The sequence below is a fragment of the Lentzea sp. genome (genome assembly GCF_036380075.1).
In the GTDB taxonomy this organism is placed as follows: domain Bacteria; phylum Actinomycetota; class Actinomycetes; order Mycobacteriales; family Pseudonocardiaceae; genus Lentzea.
Window position 1 is genome coordinate 12,726 of record NZ_DASVFL010000077.1, and the last position, 15,642, is coordinate 28,367.

16 protein-coding genes are annotated in these 15,642 nt (G+C 72.0%); 9 read left to right on the forward strand and 7 right to left on the reverse strand.

Annotated elements, in window-relative coordinates:
• Positions 1–61: 61 nt before the first annotated feature.
• The 7 genes from VF330_RS10190 to VF330_RS10220 all read left to right on the forward strand — a co-directional run bounded on the left by VF330_RS10190 (position 62) and on the right by VF330_RS10220 (position 7,388).
• Positions 62–643, forward strand: coding sequence for an FMN-dependent NADH-azoreductase (locus VF330_RS10190; protein ID WP_330851278.1), 582 nt, complete (start codon positions 62–64; stop codon positions 641–643).
• A 10-nt stretch (positions 644–653) separates the two neighbouring features.
• On the forward strand, positions 654–1,046 hold the full coding sequence (locus VF330_RS10195) for an NUDIX domain-containing protein (RefSeq protein WP_330851279.1): 393 nt from the start codon (positions 654–656) through the stop codon (positions 1,044–1,046).
• A 175-nt stretch (positions 1,047–1,221) separates the two neighbouring features.
• Complete coding sequence (rox, locus tag VF330_RS10200) at positions 1,222–2,649, forward strand: rifampin monooxygenase (RefSeq protein WP_330851280.1); 1,428 nt, start codon at positions 1,222–1,224, stop codon at positions 2,647–2,649.
• Between the two features lie 58 nt (positions 2,650–2,707).
• Entirely contained in the window at positions 2,708–3,655 is a 948-nt protein-coding gene (locus tag VF330_RS10205) for a tetratricopeptide repeat protein (protein WP_330851281.1), read from the forward strand.
• Entirely contained in the window at positions 3,655–3,981 is a 327-nt protein-coding gene (locus VF330_RS10210; protein ID WP_330851282.1) for a hypothetical protein, read from the forward strand. The genes VF330_RS10205 and VF330_RS10210 overlap by 1 nt, the downstream gene beginning before the upstream one ends.
• Before the next feature lie 81 nt (positions 3,982–4,062).
• Positions 4,063–6,195 (forward strand): protein translocase subunit SecD, encoded by a 2,133-nt coding sequence (secD, locus tag VF330_RS10215; RefSeq protein WP_330851283.1) that lies wholly within the window; start codon positions 4,063–4,065, stop codon positions 6,193–6,195.
• A 32-nt stretch (positions 6,196–6,227) separates the two neighbouring features.
• Entirely contained in the window at positions 6,228–7,388 is a 1,161-nt protein-coding gene (locus VF330_RS10220) for a lactate 2-monooxygenase (RefSeq protein ID WP_330851284.1), read from the forward strand.
• 3 nt (positions 7,389–7,391) lie between these two features.
• Here VF330_RS10220 and VF330_RS10225 read toward each other — a convergent pair whose 3' ends face one another.
• From VF330_RS10225 to VF330_RS10240, 4 genes are read right to left on the reverse strand one after another with little or no spacing between them, the layout of a single operon-like run.
• Positions 7,392–8,168: an ESX secretion-associated protein EspG gene (locus tag VF330_RS10225; protein WP_330851285.1), complete on the reverse strand. Its 777-nt coding sequence runs from the start codon at positions 8,166–8,168 to the stop codon at positions 7,392–7,394.
• Positions 8,169–8,177: 9 nt separating this feature from the next.
• On the reverse strand, positions 8,178–9,536 hold the full coding sequence (locus VF330_RS10230; protein ID WP_330851286.1) for a PPE domain-containing protein: 1,359 nt from the start codon (positions 9,534–9,536) through the stop codon (positions 8,178–8,180).
• A gap of 5 nt (positions 9,537–9,541) precedes the next feature.
• Positions 9,542–10,114 (reverse strand): DUF3558 family protein, encoded by a 573-nt coding sequence (locus tag VF330_RS10235; RefSeq protein ID WP_330851287.1) that lies wholly within the window; start codon positions 10,112–10,114, stop codon positions 9,542–9,544.
• A gap of 16 nt (positions 10,115–10,130) precedes the next feature.
• Positions 10,131–10,538, reverse strand: a complete 408-nt coding sequence (locus VF330_RS10240; protein ID WP_330851288.1) for a hypothetical protein — start codon at positions 10,536–10,538, stop codon at positions 10,131–10,133.
• 147 nt (positions 10,539–10,685) lie between these two features.
• On the opposite strand from VF330_RS10240, the gene VF330_RS10245 reads away from it, so the two are divergent.
• Positions 10,686–11,513, forward strand: a complete 828-nt coding sequence (locus VF330_RS10245) for a hypothetical protein (protein ID WP_330851289.1) — start codon at positions 10,686–10,688, stop codon at positions 11,511–11,513.
• Here VF330_RS10245 and VF330_RS10250 read toward each other — a convergent pair.
• The 3 genes from VF330_RS10250 to VF330_RS10260 form a co-directional block, all read right to left on the reverse strand.
• Positions 11,495–12,145, reverse strand: coding sequence for a helix-turn-helix domain-containing protein (locus VF330_RS10250; protein ID WP_330851290.1), 651 nt, complete (start codon positions 12,143–12,145; stop codon positions 11,495–11,497). The genes VF330_RS10245 and VF330_RS10250 overlap by 19 nt on opposite strands.
• Before the next feature lie 68 nt (positions 12,146–12,213).
• Entirely contained in the window at positions 12,214–12,705 is a 492-nt protein-coding gene (locus VF330_RS10255) for a DUF2690 domain-containing protein (protein WP_330851291.1), read from the reverse strand.
• Positions 12,706–12,817: 112 nt separating this feature from the next.
• The gene (locus VF330_RS10260) at positions 12,818–13,813 is read right to left on the reverse strand and encodes a helix-turn-helix domain-containing protein (RefSeq protein WP_330851292.1); all 996 of its coding nucleotides are present in this window, start codon (positions 13,811–13,813) and stop codon (positions 12,818–12,820) included.
• Between the two features lie 112 nt (positions 13,814–13,925).
• Between VF330_RS10260 and VF330_RS10265 the strand changes: the two genes are divergently transcribed.
• Positions 13,926–15,638 carry an AfsR/SARP family transcriptional regulator gene (locus VF330_RS10265; RefSeq protein WP_330851293.1) on the forward strand — a complete coding sequence of 571 codons (1,713 nt, stop codon included), beginning with the start codon at positions 13,926–13,928 and terminating at the stop codon, positions 15,636–15,638.
• The last annotated feature ends 4 nt before the right edge of the window (positions 15,639–15,642 follow it).

Genomic DNA, 15,642 nt, shown 5'->3' on the forward strand with positions numbered 1-15,642 from the left:
AGGAGATGTTCTCAGATCAGAACATCTTGACTCGGAAGTTCTTCACTCGTATGTTCTGAGTATGACCAACCTGCTGCACATCGACTCGAGCATCCGCCGCGAAGGCTCCGTCACCCGCGAGATCACCGGCGCGTTCGCCGACGCCTGGCGGTCGTCGAACCCCGAGGGCGGCTACACCTACCGCGACGTCAACGCCCAGCCGATCCCGCACGTCGACGGCACCGCGCACGACGTCACGGCCGACCTGGTCGCCGAGCTCAGGGCCGCCGACGTGGTCCTCATCGGCGCGCCGATGTACAACTTCTCGATCCCCTCGACGCTCAAGGCCTGGATCGACCAGGTCGCCACCCGCGAGTTCTTCCCGCGCGAGGACGGCACGTTCGAGCTCGGCGGCAAGCGCGTCGTCGTGGTGACCGCCCGCGGTGGCTCGTACAAGCCGGGCACGCCGCGCGAGGGCTTCGACTTCCAGGAGCCGTACCTGCGGGCCGTGTTCTCGATGATCGGGCTCGACCAGAACCTGGAGTTCGTGCACGCCGAGCTGACCCTGGCCGACGTCAACCCGCAGCTGCACCAGTTCCGCGAGCTCGCGGTCGAGTCGCTCGCCGACGCGCACCGCGTGGTCAAGGAGCTCGCGTCCGCCTAACCTCGGTCGCGTGATCGACAAGGTGGCATGGATCTACCTGGACAACGGCCGCGTGCTCGGCACCAGGTCGAAGGGCAAGGACACGTACTACCTGCCAGGGGGCAAGCGGGAACCGGGGGAGTCCGACGTCGAGACGCTCGTGCGCGAGATCCGCGAGGAGCTGTCCGTCGAGATCGACGCCGCCTCGGCACGGCACGTGGGGACGTTCGAGGCGCAGGCGCACGGCCACTCGTCGGGGGTGACCGTGCGGATGACCTGCTACACCGCGTCGTTCGAGGGCGAACCGGTGGCGTCGGCCGAGATCGAGGAGCTCGCCTGGCTCACGACCGCCGACGCGGACCGGATCTCCCCGGTCGACCGGATCATCTTCGCCCACCTCAAGGACGAGGGACTGCTCTCCTGACGTTCGCGGACCGCGGCCGTGAACGTTCACAACCCCCGGACACGACAACGGGAGGCGAGCAGCGCTCTCCTCCCACTTCAACATATAGCGCACCCCAGGGCTTGCGGCAAGACCCCAGGCGTCCCCCATCATTTCCCGGCCAACGTCACTGAACTGGGGAAACGGGGATCACTCCATGATCGACGTCATCATCGCCGGCGGGGGACCGACCGGCGTGATGCTCGCTGGCGAACTGCGGCTCCACGGCGTGGGCGTGGTGCTGCTCGAACGAGAGCGGGAACCGACCAAGGTCGTGCGCGCGCTGGGGATGCACGCGCGCAGCCTCGAGATCCTGGACCAACGGGGTCTCGCGGACCGGTTCCTCCCGCTGGGCACCACGCACCCGCTCGCCGGGTTCTTCGCGGGCATCGAACGGTCCGCGCCGGAGCGGCTCGACACCAAGTACCCGTTCGTCTTCTCGATGCCGCAGCCCGTCACCGAACGCCTGCTGACCGAGCACGCCGTCGAACTGGGCGCCGACATCCGGCGTGGTCAGACCGTCAGCGCGTTCAGCCAGGACGACGAGGGCGTGACCGTCGAACTGGCCGATGGCACGTCGTTGCGCGCGCGGTACCTCGTCGGTTGCGACGGCGGCCGCAGCACCGTGCGCAAGCTCGCCGGGATCGACTTCCCCGGTGAACCCACGCGCGTGGAGACGCTCCTGGGGGAGATGGAGATCGGCATCCCGTGGGAGGAGGCGATGCCGTTGATGCTGGAAGTCCGCAAGACGCAGAAGCGGTTCGGCGTCGGCCCGCTCGGCGGCACCGCCACCTACCGCGTGGTCGTCCCGGCCGACGGCGTCTCCGAGGACCGCGCGGTCATGCCGACGCTCGACGACTTCAGGGAGCAGCTGCGCCGGGTCGCGGGCACCGACTTCGGCGTGCACTCGCCGCGGTGGATGTCCCGCTTCGGCGACGCCACCCGGCAGGCCGAGCACTACCGGTCGGGACGAGTGTTCCTCGCGGGCGACGCGGCGCACGTCCACCCGCCGACCGGCGGGCAGGGGCTCAACCTGGGCCTGCAGGACGCGTTCAACCTGGGCTGGAAGCTCGCCGCCGCGGTGCACGGCTGGGCGCCCGACGGCCTGCTCGACACCTACGAGGCCGAACGGCACCCGGTGGCCGAGGAGGTGCTGAACAACACCCGCGCGCAGATCGAGCTGATGAAGGTCGAGCCAGGACCGCAGGCGGTGCGGCGGCTGCTCACCGAGCTGGTGCGGTTCGAGGAGGTCAACCGGTACTTGATCGAGAAGATCATCGCCGTCACCGTCCGGTACGACCTGGGGTCGGACGACGACCTGGTGGGACGGCGGATCGGGGACCTCGCGCTGAAGCGGGGCGGCCTTTACGAGCAGATGCACGCGGGTCAAGGCATCCTCGTCGACCAGACCGGGACGTTGTCCGTCGCAGGCTGGGCCGATCGCGTCGACCACGTCGTCGACGTCAGCGAGGAGCTCTCCGCACCCGCGGTGCTGCTGCGTCCCGACGGGCACGTGGCGTGGGCCGGCGACGACCAGCGGGCGCTGGAGGCGGAGCTCGCGCGCTGGTTCGGTGCCGCCCGCTGAGCCACGGGTCCGAGGTCGCCCGTTCGGGTGCGCGAGGCGCTTTGCCACACTGTGCGGCGTGTCCGAGCCGATGACAGCCGTGCTGCTGCGCGCAGCCGAGCTCACCGCCTCGGGGAAGCCGCGGCAGGCGATCGACCTGCTGCGGCCCCTCGTGGCGGCGAACCCTCGGCACGCCGAGGCGTGGTGCCGGCTCGCGGCCGCCCACCTCGACCTGGGGGAGGCGGACCAGGCGCTCGACTCCGCCAAGCGCGCGATGGTCCTCGACGGCGAGCCCGCCTGGCCGCAGCGGCTGGCCGCGCTCGCGCTGAACGACCTGGGCAGGCCCCAGGAGGCGGCGGTCGCGGCCCGCGAGTCGGTGCGCCGCAAGCCCGGCGACTGGCGCGGCTACGTCGTGCTGGCCGAGGTGCTCGCCGGAGCACAGGACGGCGCCGTCGAGGCGTTCGACTCCGCCCTGCACGCCTCGCAGCTCGCGCCGACCGAGGCGCGGGCGTTCCAGGTGCTGGGCGACGCGGCACTGAGGATGCGCGACTGGGGCACCGCCGAGCACGCCTACCGCACCGCGATCAAGCTCGATCCGTCCGACTCGGACTCCAGGGCGAACCTCGCGACCGTGCAACGGCGCCGTTCGGCGAAGCCGCCGGCGCAGTTGAACAAGGCGCAGGTGTGGCGTGCGCTGCGGATGCTGTCGCTGCTGCTCGTCGGCGGCGGTTTACTGGCCCTGATCGCCGGCATGCCGCGCCCGACCCCCTACCTGGGGTTCTTCACCGGCGCGCTGGTGCTGTGCTGCCTGGTCGTGGCGTTGCGGCTGCGTCCGTTCACGATGCTCTTCGGCCTGCGCAAGCTCGCCGTGACGGTGTCGCTGCTGGCCGCGTCCGTGCTGGTCCTGGTGGGGTGGACGGTCGCGTTGCTGTTCGGCGCAACCACGATGCAGCCTCTTGTGCTTTCCTGGTTGTGCGCTGTCGTCGGAGCGGCGCTCGTCTACGTGGGAGGAGGAAGGAGGCGGTGATGCGTCGCAACGCGTTCGCCCTCGCCTTCCTGCTGTTCCTCGGTCAGCTCTTCATCGTCGCCGCCCCCGCCGAACCGGCGCTGGGCCAGGGGTCGGTCGTCCGGCACGGCCACGACTTCGCGAACCTCCCGGTCACCGCCCCGAGACCGCACAACCCCCACGCCGCCCAGGTGCCGCAGTCGCAGGTGCCGATGGACGTCCCGCCCGTCGCGAAGCCCGCGATGCCGATGCGGTTCGTCGTGTCGTTCGCCCGCCGCGTGCACCGCACGCCCGACGGCATCCACCGCACCCCGCAGCGGGACCGCTCACCACCTTCCGGTCGCTGAAACCCCTTTCTCAGCACCCACTTTCTCTTCCGGAAGGCTCACCCACCCATGCCGCGCGACACCGCGCGACAGGGCTTGCTCGTGCGCGGTCTCATAGCGCTCGGGGTCCTCGTCGCATCCGCATTCCTGCTGCTCACCACCGATCCGCGCCTGGGCCTCGACCTGCGCGGCGGAACCCAGATCGTCCTGGAGGCCAAGGGCGACTCCGACGCCGCCGACCGGTCGCTCGAGGTCCTGCGCCGCCGCGTCGACTCGCTGGGCGTCGCCGAACCGGTCATCGCCCGCTCCGGCGAGAACCGCATCATCGTCGAACTGCCCGGCGTCCAGGACCCCGAGGAGGCCGTGAAGGTCCTCGGCCGCACCGCGCAGCTCACCGTCCAGCGCAACGGCCAGACCGTCATGACCGGCGAGGGCATCTCGGACGCCAACGCCCAGCGCAACCCGCAGGGCGCGGGCTTCGTGGTCAACATCCAGTTCCAGGGCAGCGCCCCCGCGCAGTGGCAGAAGGTCACCGGCGAGGCGGCCTGCGAACCGTCCGGCACACCCGGCCGGCAGATCGCGTTCGTGCTGGACGGCGCCCCGATCTCGTCGCCGGAGGTCAGCCTCGACACGCCGTGCGGTGCCGGTCAGGCCGGCGGCGCCACGACGATCACCGGCCGCTTCGGCGAGGCGGAGGCCAAGGAGCTCGCGCTGGTCATCCGCTCCGGCGCGCTGCCCGTCCCCGTCGAGGTGATCGAACAGCGGACCGTCGGCGCGACGCTGGGTGCCGAGGCGATCGAGGCCAGCGCCCAGGCCGCCATCATCGGCATCGCCCTGACCTCGGTGTTCCTGATGGTCGCCTACCGCCTGGCCGGGTTCCTGGCCGTGCTCGCGCTCGTCGGCTACGCGGGCGTCGCCTACGCCGGCCTGCTCGCGGTGGGGGCGACGTTGACCCTGCCGGGCCTGGCCGGCTTCGTGCTGGCGATCGGCATGGCGGTCGACGCGAACGTCCTGATCTTCGAACGGGCCCGCGAGGAGTACAAGCGCAAACCCAACCTGCGGCGGGCGTCGGAGAACGGCTTCCGCGGTGCGTTGAGCGCGATCGCCGACTCGAACGTGACGACGCTGCTGGCGGCCGGGTTGCTGTTCTGGCTGGCCACCGGACCCGTCCGGGGCTTTGGCGTCACGCTGACCATCGGTGTGCTCGCGTCGATGTTCAGCGCCCTGGTGCTGTCGCGCGTGCTCGTGGTGTGGGCGATGGGAACGCGGTTCGTCGCTCGCCGTCCGCGGTTGAGCGGCCTGCACACGCTGGGCTGGGTGCGGCAGCGGCTGTCCCTCGTGCTCTACCGGCGCCCGTCGTTGTGGCTGGTCAGCGCGGGTGCCGTGGTGCTGGTGGCGGTCACGGGCCTGGTCGTGCGCGGCCTGAACCTGGGCGTCGAGTTCACCGGCGGCCGCATGCTCGACTTCACCGCGGGCGGCTCGATCGACCCCGGCCGCGTCCGCACCGCCCTGGAGGAGGCGGGCTTCTCGGACGTCGTCGTGTCGTCGTCGGGCAACGAGGTCTCGCTGCGCACGGGCCCGATCGACGACGCCACCTCGTCGCGCATCGGCGAGGTCGTGTCCTCCGCCGTGGACGGCGGCGCCCGCCAGTCGAGCAACGAGCTGATCGGCCCGTCCCTGTCGTCCGAACTGCGCCGCAACGCCGTCATCGGCCTGGCCATCGCCGTGGCAGCGCAGCTCGTCTACCTGGCCGTGCGCTTCGACTGGCGCCTCGGCGTCGCCACGGTCGTGGCCCTGCTGAGCGACGTGTTCGTGCTGGTCGGCGTGTTCGCGTGGATGGGCAAGACGGCCGACGGCGTGTTCCTCGCGGCACTGCTGACCGTGATCGGCTACTCGGTGAACGACTCGGTGGTCGTCTTCGACCGCCTGCGCGAGCTGCGCGGGTCGCGCTTCAAGGGGTCGTACCCGGACGTGGTGTCCGACGCGGTCGTGCAGACCGTGCCCCGCACCGTGAACACCGGCATCGGCGTGCTGTTCGTGCTCGCCGCCCTGCTGGTGCTGGGCGACGGCTCGCTGGCCGACTTCGCCACCGCGCTGCTGATCGGCCTGGTGGCGGGCACGGCGTCCACAGTGGTCACCGCGGCGCCGATCGCGATCTGGCTGGAGTCGAGGTGGCCGCGCAAGGCCGCCCCGCCGAAGCGTCCGAGGACGGCCACGTCGGGAGCGCGGGTCTAGGCGCCCTGCTCGCTTCGTAGCAGAGTAGGAGCATGACCAACTTCGCCGCGTACCAGAACGAGATCTACCTGCAGGGGCTCGGCGGCACCGTGCCGCCGTTCACCACCGACCCGGACGCGCTGGAGCAGTCGGCGCGCGAGCGGCTGGGGCCGGGACCGTTCTGGTACGTGGCGGGAGGCGCCGGGTCGGGCGCCACCGTGCGGGCCAACCGCGACGCGTTCGAGCGCGTGCGGCTGGTGCCGCGGATGCTGACGAACGCCACCGAACGGCATCTCGGTGTCACCGTGCTGGGCACCGAGCTGCCGGCGCCCGTGATGCTCGCACCCGTTGGCGTGCAGTCGATCCTGCACCCTGACGGCGAACTGGCCACCGCGCGGGCGGCCGCGGAGCTCGGGATTCCGATGGTGTTGTCGACGGCGTCGTCGCACACCATCGAGGAGGTCGCGGAGGCGTCCGGCGACGGGCCGCGGTGGTACCAGCTCTACTGGCCGAACGACCCCGACGTGTGCGCGTCGTTGCTGGAGCGGGCGAAGAAGGCCGGGTACACGGCGCTGGTGGTCACGCTCGACACGTGGACGCTGGCGTGGCGGCCGCACGACCTCGACCAGGGCTACCTGCCGTTCCTGCGCGGCATCGGCACGGCGATCCCGTTCAGCGACCCGGCTTTCCGGGCCGGGCTGCAGAAAGCGCCGGAGGACGACCTGCCGATGGCGATCCTGCGGTGGGTCGGGATGTTCACCGGCACCGACAAGTCGTGGGACCAGCTGTCGTTCCTGCGCGAGCACTGGGACGGGCCGATCGTCCTCAAAGGAATCCAGCACGCCGACGACGCGCGCAAGGCCGTCGAGTTCGGAATGGACGGTGTCGTCGTCTCCAACCACGGCGGGCGGCAGGTCGACGGTGCGGTCGGGTCGCTGGACGCGCTGCCGTCCATCGTCGAGGCGGTGGGGGAGCAGGTCGACGTGCTGTTCGACTCCGGCATCCGCACGGGCGCGGACGTCGTGAAGGCGCTGGCGCTGGGCGCCAAGGCCGTGCTGGTCGGGCGGCCGTTCGCGTACGGGCTGGCGCACGGCGGCCAGGTCGGCGTGAAGCACGTGCTGCGGAGCCTGCTCGCGGACTTCGACCTCACGCTCGGGCTCTCGGGTCACCGCAGCCCGGCCGACCTGGGGCCGGACGCGCTGCGGTTCGCCTGAGTCCTACGGCATCGTGGCGGTCAACCGGGTGAGGGTGCCGAAGTCGGCGGGCTGCACCCGCAGCCAGCCCTCGCTCTTGGCCGCCAGGTAACGCCCGTTGGGCGTGTCGATGTAGGTGAGCGGCGCGACGCAGCGCTGCTTGCGGCCGAGGTGGTCGCGCTTGGCCGAGAAGACCTGGCCGCCACCGGTGCGCGGCTGGCCCATGATCTCCCTCAGCTGCGCGACCAGCTGGTCGTTCGGCGTGCTCGTCGGGCGGCTCTGCTGCATGAACGAGCCGGTGTCCTCGTAGCGCGGCTGCTTCGGCTTCAGCGCGTCCTCGGGCAGCGTGATCGGGTTGCCCCTGCCCGCGGGCGTGGGCGGCAGGGCGCCGACCAGTGCCTGCGGGGCCTCGTCCGGGCGCACCGGTTCGAGCACGAACTGCTTGTCCGGCGTGAGCAGGATCCGCAGCGCGTCCTGGCCGTTCGTCACGACCAGCACGCTCTGCTGCGGCCCGTCCTTCAGGCTGAAGAACGCCCAGTACTCCACGCCCGCCTCGACGACGAGCCGCAACGCGTTGGTCAGGTCCGGGTGGACCTGACCGCCACGCGCGAGCCCGAACTGCTCGAGCTGCGCCCACGCCGAGCGCTGCAGCCGTTCCAGCTCGCTCACGTCGCCCGACTCGAGGCGGTCGGAGTCGAAGTCGACCTCCGTGAGCAGCGCGCGGTGCAGGCTCGGCAGACCGACGGCATGCCAAGCCTGGTAGAGCGCCGTGACGCCGATGGCGACCTTGCTGCGAAGCACGTTCTCCCCTTAACCGCCGATGACGGGCGGCGCCACCATCGTTCCGTCACCGAAGATGTCCTCGGTCTCCTGCAGGTACGAGGCGGACTTGTGCTCCTTGTCCTCCTCGCCCTCGCCGCGACCGGCACCGGCGCCCATGCCGCCACCCATGCCCGCGGCACCGGCGCGACCCGCGGCTCCGGCCGAGCCGGCACCCGTCGGGCCGAAGCTGCCGACGCCGCTGCGGCCACCCTGCTCACCGGCCACACCGGACGCGCCGCCGAAGCCGCCGCCCATGCCACCGGGACCACCGCCGAGACCGCGTGCGGCCGCGGCGCCACCGAGACCACCGGCGCCACCGCCCATGCCGCCACCACGTCCGCCGCCGGCGCCACCACCGGCACCGCCGCCACTACCTCCGCCGGGCCCGCCGATCCCGCGGCCGCCGGCACCACCGGTGCCGCCGCCGCGGTTGCGCGGGTCGTTGGGGTCGAGCCGGCCGCGGTTGCGGGGGTCGTTCGGGTTGTTCGGGTCCCACCGGCCTCCGGGCGGGACGCCGGTGTCCGTGGGCGGCCGGTTGCGCGGGTCGTTCGGGTCGAACCCCGGCGGCTGGGTGGTGGTGGGAGGGTTGTTCGTCGGGTTGGTCCACGACGGGTTCGTGGTGTCCGTCGGCGGGGTCCAGCTCGACAGGCCCGTGCCGTTGCCGTTCCCGGTGCCGTTGCCGCCGCTCGAGCTGCCGGTGCCGCTGCTGCTGCCCGTGCCGGTGTTGTTTCCGGTGTTCACGTTGGCGTTGTTGTTCTTGTCGACGTTGTTGTTGATCCGGTCCGAACCGCTCTGCTGCTCGACGCTGGCGTCGTTGGCGTTCGGCGAGATGAACGTCGGCATGTTGCTCGTGCTGGACGAGACGGCGTCCCCGTACTGCGTGAACGCCCGCATGTTGGCCTCGCTGACCTGCTGGTTCTTCTCGACCGCCTCGTCGTAGTCGGTCTCCCACCAGGCCAGGTCGTTGAGGAACGGCTTGTCGGGCACCGCCGGCGGCTTCGCCATGGCGTTCTTCGCGCTGGCGTACGACTGGCCGACCTGGTCGGAGGTGTCGGCCGCGGCCGTCGCCGACTCGCCGGTCATGTCCGCCCAGGTGGCGAGCGGCGAGGTCGCGCCGCGTGCCGCGTCACCGGCGGAGCCCTCCCAGGACGCCCCCGAGTCGGCCACGGCCTTCTCGATCAGCTGCGAGACCTCGATGTGGCCGGTGGAGAGGTCGCGCCAGCCCTGTGCGGTCGGCGCGGTGCTCTGGCTCGGGCCCTTGCCCTTGTCGAACCAGTTGTAGACGGTCTCGCCACCCGCGAAGGGCAGCATCGCGAAACCAGCGATGTTCGGCTCATCCCCAGGCATGTCCGCTACCCCTTCAGTGTCTCGATGACCATCTTCGCGACCGACTCGGCCTCGGTGCACGCGGGCTTCGCCGCCCGCTCGTCCGCGGCGATGTCGGCGTCAACGGTGGCGGAATCGGTCTTGGAGACCTCGATGATCGCCCGGCAGTGGATGACCCCGTCCGTCGAGTCGTTGATGACGACGCGCACGTCGCCGATCTTCTTGTCCGTGAAGATCGGGTTGCCCTTGACGTTGTTGACCATGGCTTCCACGTCCTTGTCCGCGCTGGCGTACACGGTGTACGTGGAGTTCTTCAGGACGTCCTTGCCCTCCCAGGTGCACTTCGGGCCGAGCGTGCTCGTGCTCGTCTTCGGCGCGCTGACCTGGCCCAGCTTCGCGACCTGGGCGGTCGTGAGCAGGTCGCAGGGCTTGTCGGCGAACTTGGCGATGCTGAGACCGGAGGACGAGCTCTCACTGGTGGGAGCGGAGCTCGTCTGCCCGCCGCCGGTCGGAGTCGTCGTGCTGGCGTTGCCCCCGGTCTTCTCGGAGCATCCGGCGAGCACGCCGACGGCGATGACAGCGGTCAGCAGAGCGGTCATGCGCTTCAAGGTCGTCTCAGCCCTTCACCGCGTTCTCGGCGGCTTCGTCGGTGCCCTGGTACTCGGCCAGGGCCTTCTTGATGTTCGCGATGGTCTGCTCGAGCGCGATTCGCGCCGCGTCGTTGGCCCACAGGTAGCCGCCGGAGCCGGCCCCCGCCGCGGTGCGCATCTGCACCGTCGCCCAGCCGCTGTAGGGGTCGGGGCCGGGAGCACCGGACTGCGTCAGCTCGTCGCCCGTCGTCCGCAGGGTGCGGAGCTTGGCGACGGCGGCCTCCAGGCCGGTGATCATCTTCTGGGCCTGGTCCGGATCGACGCTGAACTTCGCGGTACCGCCACCGGCCGCACCCGCCGCAGCGCCCGCAGCGGCACCCGCCGCCGCGCCGGCCGCCTTCACCGCCGGCACCACCGCGTCGAACATCAGCATCTCAGCCAGCTCCCCTCAGAACTCGACACCCCGGTAAGAGGATTTTTACACACCTCCGGTTCCCCCAGCAGGCGAACGAATCAGCTGTTCAGGTCACATGGCCGATTCGTTCAAGACCACACAGCCGACCCGGCATAGTTTCGACGCATGATCGAACGCGCGAGGGACTTCATCTGGCACAACGCCCGCACGCTGGAGCAACGCCTGTTCGAGCACGCGTTCGACGGCGGCGGCGCCGAGGCCGTGGTGAGAGCGGTGCTCGCCTACCGCAACGACGACGGCGGCTACGGCTACGCCCTCGAACCCGACCACCGCGGCCCCACCAGCCAGCCGCTGCACGCCCTGCGCGCACTGCAGGTGTTCGGCGAGGTCGGCGCCCCTGAACACGCCACATCCGTCCTGACCTGGCTGAACGCGACCTGCCCCGACGGCAGCGTCCCGTTCGGCCTGTCCACGTCGAAGGACCACCCCAAGGCGCCCTGGATCACCGCCGACGACCAGGGCGGACTCCTCCTCACCTCGCAGATCGCCGCCGCACTGCACGCCCTCGGCATCAGCGACCCGTGGCTCGACCGGGCCACCGACTACTGCTGGCGGGAGATCGAGCAGCTCGAGGCGACCCACCCGTACGAGCTGCGCGGTGCGGCGATGTTCCTCGACGAGGTGCCGGACCGGGCTCGCGCGGAGCTCGTCGCAGAGAAGCTCCGGCACCTCGAACCGAGCACCGAGGGGTACGCGGAAGGCGAGGCGCTCCCACCGCACGAGTTCGCGCGGAAACCCACCAGCCTCGCCCGCGCGTGGTTCACCGGCGAGCAGCTCGAGAATGATCTCGACGAACTCGAACGCGGTCAGCAGGAAGACGGTGGTTGGAATTTCAACTTCCCCGCCTTCACGCCGATCACCCATTTCGAATGGCGTTCCATCGCCACGATCGACGCGTTGCTGACGCTGCGCCGTTACGGCCGGATCAGCTGACCCAGCGACACGCCGGCCAACGCGCGGACCTCGCGGGCCAGGTGCGCCTGGTCCGCGTAACCCGCCTCGGAGGCCACGGCCGCGAACGGCACGCCGCCCCACGCCAGCCGCAGCGCCGAGTCGAACCGCAGGATCCGCTGCAGCACCTTGGGCGGGTACCCGAACGCGTCGAGGCACCGCCGCCGCAGCTGCCGCGAGCTCAGCCCGATCTCCCACGCCGCCGACGCCACGTCACCGGTGCGCAGCAACGCCACCGTGGCGTCCAGGGCCGGGTCCACCACCACACGGGACGCGCAGAACGCCACCATCTCCGAGAACGTCGACAGCCGCGCCGACGGCACGAGGTCCGACAACGGCACACGCAGGTCGCGCACGGCATGAGCCGGAACGCCGAACACCGAGGGGAACGCACCGGGCGGCAGCCGCACGCCGTACAACGTGCCGGGCGCGACGGAAGCCAGTTGCGCCTGAGTGTCCGGACCCGCCACCCACAGCGCGCCGGTGGCCGGAGTCCACATCAGATCGGTGCAGCCGTCGGGCACGACGCGCTGCACGGCCGGCGACGACGCCGTGCGCGTCCAGAGACAGGCCAGACCCGCGGGAGCGGGACGTTCGGCGTACACGGGGTCCATCAAAGCAAACGGAGCCGCGCCCCGGGGGACGCGGCTCCGGATGGACCGGACTCCGGTCGCGGCCTGGCTCAGGAAGCCCAGTTCCCGCAGGTCCAGCCACCGTTCGGAACGAGCCGGGAACACACCCGGACCCTGTCGTCCGAGCGGTTGTTCACCATGTTCGTCCAGAACGTCCCCACCGCGCCCGCTCCCACGGTCACGGTCCGGAAGTCGGCCGCGATCCAGGTGCTGCCGGAGAGGCGCTGGGACTCGACGGCGAACTCGTGCGTGAAGCAGCACGAGTTGACATCCATGATCACCCGCGCCCAGCGCGCGTTGCAGCCGCTGCTGCTGCGCACGTGCGCGGTGTAGTCGACGGCGCCTGTCGAGCGGAGCCGCGTGGCGGTCAGGTCGGAGGCGCTGGACGAGCACCCCTGCGCCTGCGGGTCGAGGCCCGCGCACCCCGCGCCGCTGCACGCGGCCTGTGCCGCCGCCTGGCCGGCGACGATCCCCGCGACCGCCATGACGAACACCAGCAGCACTCTCGTGATCGTGCTCTTCAGACTCTGTCCACTGCGCATGACAATCCCCTTTGGACGGCGGGATCCTGTTCCCGCTCAACGATTTCGGGCATGGTTCGACCGCGGTCGGGCCAGACGGACCCGACGCGGGAGTGGTGGGTGGAGAGGGCTGCTACCGGGTGGGGCCGGAGGTCTCCAGCAGTGCGGTTCCCAGCGGTGTCAGCGTGTGCAGCATCGCGGGACCGTCGCGGTGGGTCGTGATCAGTCCAGCGGCGCGCAGCACGGCGGTGTGGCGGCTGGCCGAGGCCGGCGACGCCGAGAGCCGCTGGGCCAGTTGCGTGGTCGTCGCGCCCGCGCGCTCTCCCACCGCCACCAGCACGGCCGCCCGCGTCGGACCCATCAGCGCCTCGAGACCGCCGGGGCGGTCCGCGGCCAGGCCCTCCCAGCGCAGCGCGGTGTCGATCGGGTAGATCAACGCCGGCGGCATGGCCGGGTCGGCCAGCGAGAGCGGTAGCCGCTGGCAGAAGAACGACGGCACCAGGAGCAACCCGCGCCCCTCCAGGTGCAGGTCCCGGTCGACCCCGTACTCGACCTCCAGCACCGGCGCCTCCCAGCGGGCCGCCGGCAGCGTCGCGAGCAGGCCCTCCACGCCCTGCTCGGCCAGCACGCGGGAACGGCGGGCGCGATCGGCGGCCACGGCCGACCGGATCGCCCCGTCGTGCGGGGAGACCACCGCGGAGTGGAACGCCCGCAGCACGGCGGTCACACCGCGCAGCACGGCGGGCTCGCCCTCGGCCAGCGCCTGGAACCGGGACGGCACCGGCGAGTTCTCCGCCAGGCGGGACAGCTCCGCGCGCAGCCTGCCGCGCGGGGTCGACAGGATGGCCTCCAGCCCCTCCTCCAGGCCGCGGGAGGCCTCGGGCGGGTTCAGGAAGTCCGGGAAGTACGGGCCCTGCGGCGCCAGCACGGCCAGCAGGGCGGCGCCCGCGCGCACCTCGGCCGACCCGCTCCCGAGCAACGAGCGCTTCCACTCGCCGAACGCGGGGTCGCGGTCGGGGAAGTTGAGCCGGAAGCCGCTGTGCACCACCTCCCACAGCGGGTCGCTCGCGTCGGCGAGGCGCGTCCTGCCGATGTCTCGCATGGTGAAGTGGATGCGCAACGACGCCATGTGCCCCCCAGCAGGATGTTTCCACGTCAGCGCAAACATCCTTCACGGCGGGCTCGCCCGGTGTCCATGCTGGGCCGCCGCGTTCGGCGTCGGAGCACTGGGGGTGTTGCGGGTGGAGATCGTGCTGCTGGGAGCCGTGGGAGCCAGATCCGGCGGAGCCGAGGTGGACGTCGGGGTGCGCAAGCACCGGTTCGTGCTGGCACTGCTGGCGCTGGAGGCGAACTCCGCGGTCGCCACCGACCGCATCGTGGACCTGGTGTGGCGCGACGGCCCGCCGCGATCGGCGAGGCGCATGGTGCACGGCATCGTCAGCGGTCTGCGCTCGGCGCTGGCCAGGCACGCCGCGGACGAGGAGGTGCGGCTGGTCAGCGAGGGCGACGGCTACGCGCTGCGGTGCGACCCGTTGCGGGTGGACGCGCACCGGTTCCGCGCCCTGCTGGGACGGGCGCGCACCGCGGGCGACGACGCGCGACGGCTGGCCGCGCTGGACGAGGCGCTGGCGCTGTGGCGCGGACCGGCCCTGGCCGGCATCGCGGCCGGCGAGGTGCGGGACGGTCTGTCGAGCGGTCTGGAGGAGGCGCGGCTGGGTGCCGTGGAGGACCGCCTGGACGCGCGCGGGCGCCTGGGCCTGCCCGCCGCCGTGGACGAACTGCTGGACCTGCACCGCGCCCACCCGCACCGGCCCCGCCTGGTGGGGCACCTGATGCTGGCGCTGCACCGGGCCGGGCGGACGCCCGAGGCCCTGGAGGTCTACCAGCGGGCACGGACGTCGCTGGCCCGCGAGCACGGCCTGGACGTCTCCGGAGACGTCGAGCGCCTGCACCTCGCGATCCTGCGTGGCGAGACCGAACCGGCACCGCACGGTGTTGCGGTGCCCGGCACGGTGCCCGCGCAGCTGCCCGCCGACCTCGCCGGGCTGACCGGCCGCGACGAGGAGGTGGCGGCACTGGTGCGCGCCGTGTCCTCGGGAGGCGGCGAACTGGTGGTGCGCGCGGTGGACGGCATGGCCGGGGTCGGCAAGACGGCGCTGGCGGTGCGTGCCGCGCACCACCTGGCCGCGCGCTTCCCGGACGGGCAGCTCTTCCTGGACCTGCACGGCTTCACCTCCGGCAGGGCGCCGGTGGCACCGCTGGACGCCCTGCGGCACCTGCTGGGCTCGTTCGGCGTGGACGACGTGCCCGGCGACCTCGACAGCGCCGCCGCGCGGTGGCGCAGCCTGGTGGCCGGACGACGGGTGCTCCTGGTGCTGGACAACGCCTCCGGCGACGCGCAGGTCGTGCCGCTGCTGCCCGGCGGTCCCGGCTGCGCGGTGGTGCTCACCAGCAGGCAGCGGCTGACCGCCGGTGGACGTGCCGTGCCGCTGTCGCTGGGACCGCTGACCCCCGCGGCGTCCGACGAGGTGTTCCGCACCGCCGCGGCGCTGCCGGGGACCACGCGCGTCGACGAGGTCACGGCGCCGTGCGGCGGTCTCCCGCTGGCCCTGCGCACCGCCGCGACCCGGCTGCGCAACCGTCCCCTGTGGACGGTGCGGGACCTGGCGGCCCTGCTGTCCGACCCCGCGCACCTGGTGGCGGAACTGCGGCTGCTGCACGCTTTCGACTCCTCTCGCGCTGCTCTGGACGCCCACTCGCGGCACGCGCACTCGCTGCTGGCCCGGTGCGCGCCCGCCCGGTTCGGCGTGGCCGCCGCCGCGGCCCTGCTCGACGTGCCCCCGCGACGGGCGCACCGGCTGCTGGAAGAACTGGTGGACCTGCACCTGCTGGTCGTCGACGGTGCGGACCGCTACTCCTTCCACGAGCTGGTGCGCCTGCACGCGGCCTCGTGACGGG

Excerpts from the sequence above, each read along its gene's own strand:
- VF330_RS10190 (WP_330851278.1), top strand. The coding sequence starts at position 62 with ATGACCAACCTGCTGCACATCGACTCGAGCATCCGCCGCGAAGGCTCC.
- rox (WP_330851280.1), top strand. The coding sequence starts at position 1,222 with ATGATCGACGTCATCATCGCCGGCGGGGGACCGACCGGCGTGATGCTC.
- VF330_RS10210 (WP_330851282.1), top strand. The coding sequence starts at position 3,655 with ATGCGTCGCAACGCGTTCGCCCTCGCCTTCCTGCTGTTCCTCGGTCAG.
- VF330_RS10220 (WP_330851284.1), top strand. The coding sequence starts at position 6,228 with ATGACCAACTTCGCCGCGTACCAGAACGAGATCTACCTGCAGGGGCTC.
- VF330_RS10230 (WP_330851286.1), bottom strand. The coding sequence starts at position 9,536 with ATGCCTGGGGATGAGCCGAACATCGCTGGTTTCGCGATGCTGCCCTTC.
- VF330_RS10235 (WP_330851287.1), bottom strand. The coding sequence starts at position 10,114 with ATGACCGCTCTGCTGACCGCTGTCATCGCCGTCGGCGTGCTCGCCGGA.
- VF330_RS10240 (WP_330851288.1), bottom strand. The coding sequence starts at position 10,538 with ATGCTGATGTTCGACGCGGTGGTGCCGGCGGTGAAGGCGGCCGGCGCG.
- VF330_RS10245 (WP_330851289.1), top strand. The coding sequence starts at position 10,686 with ATGATCGAACGCGCGAGGGACTTCATCTGGCACAACGCCCGCACGCTG.
- VF330_RS10250 (WP_330851290.1), bottom strand. The coding sequence starts at position 12,145 with ATGGACCCCGTGTACGCCGAACGTCCCGCTCCCGCGGGTCTGGCCTGT.
- VF330_RS10255 (WP_330851291.1), bottom strand. The coding sequence starts at position 12,705 with ATGCGCAGTGGACAGAGTCTGAAGAGCACGATCACGAGAGTGCTGCTG.
- VF330_RS10260 (WP_330851292.1), bottom strand. The coding sequence starts at position 13,813 with ATGGCGTCGTTGCGCATCCACTTCACCATGCGAGACATCGGCAGGACG.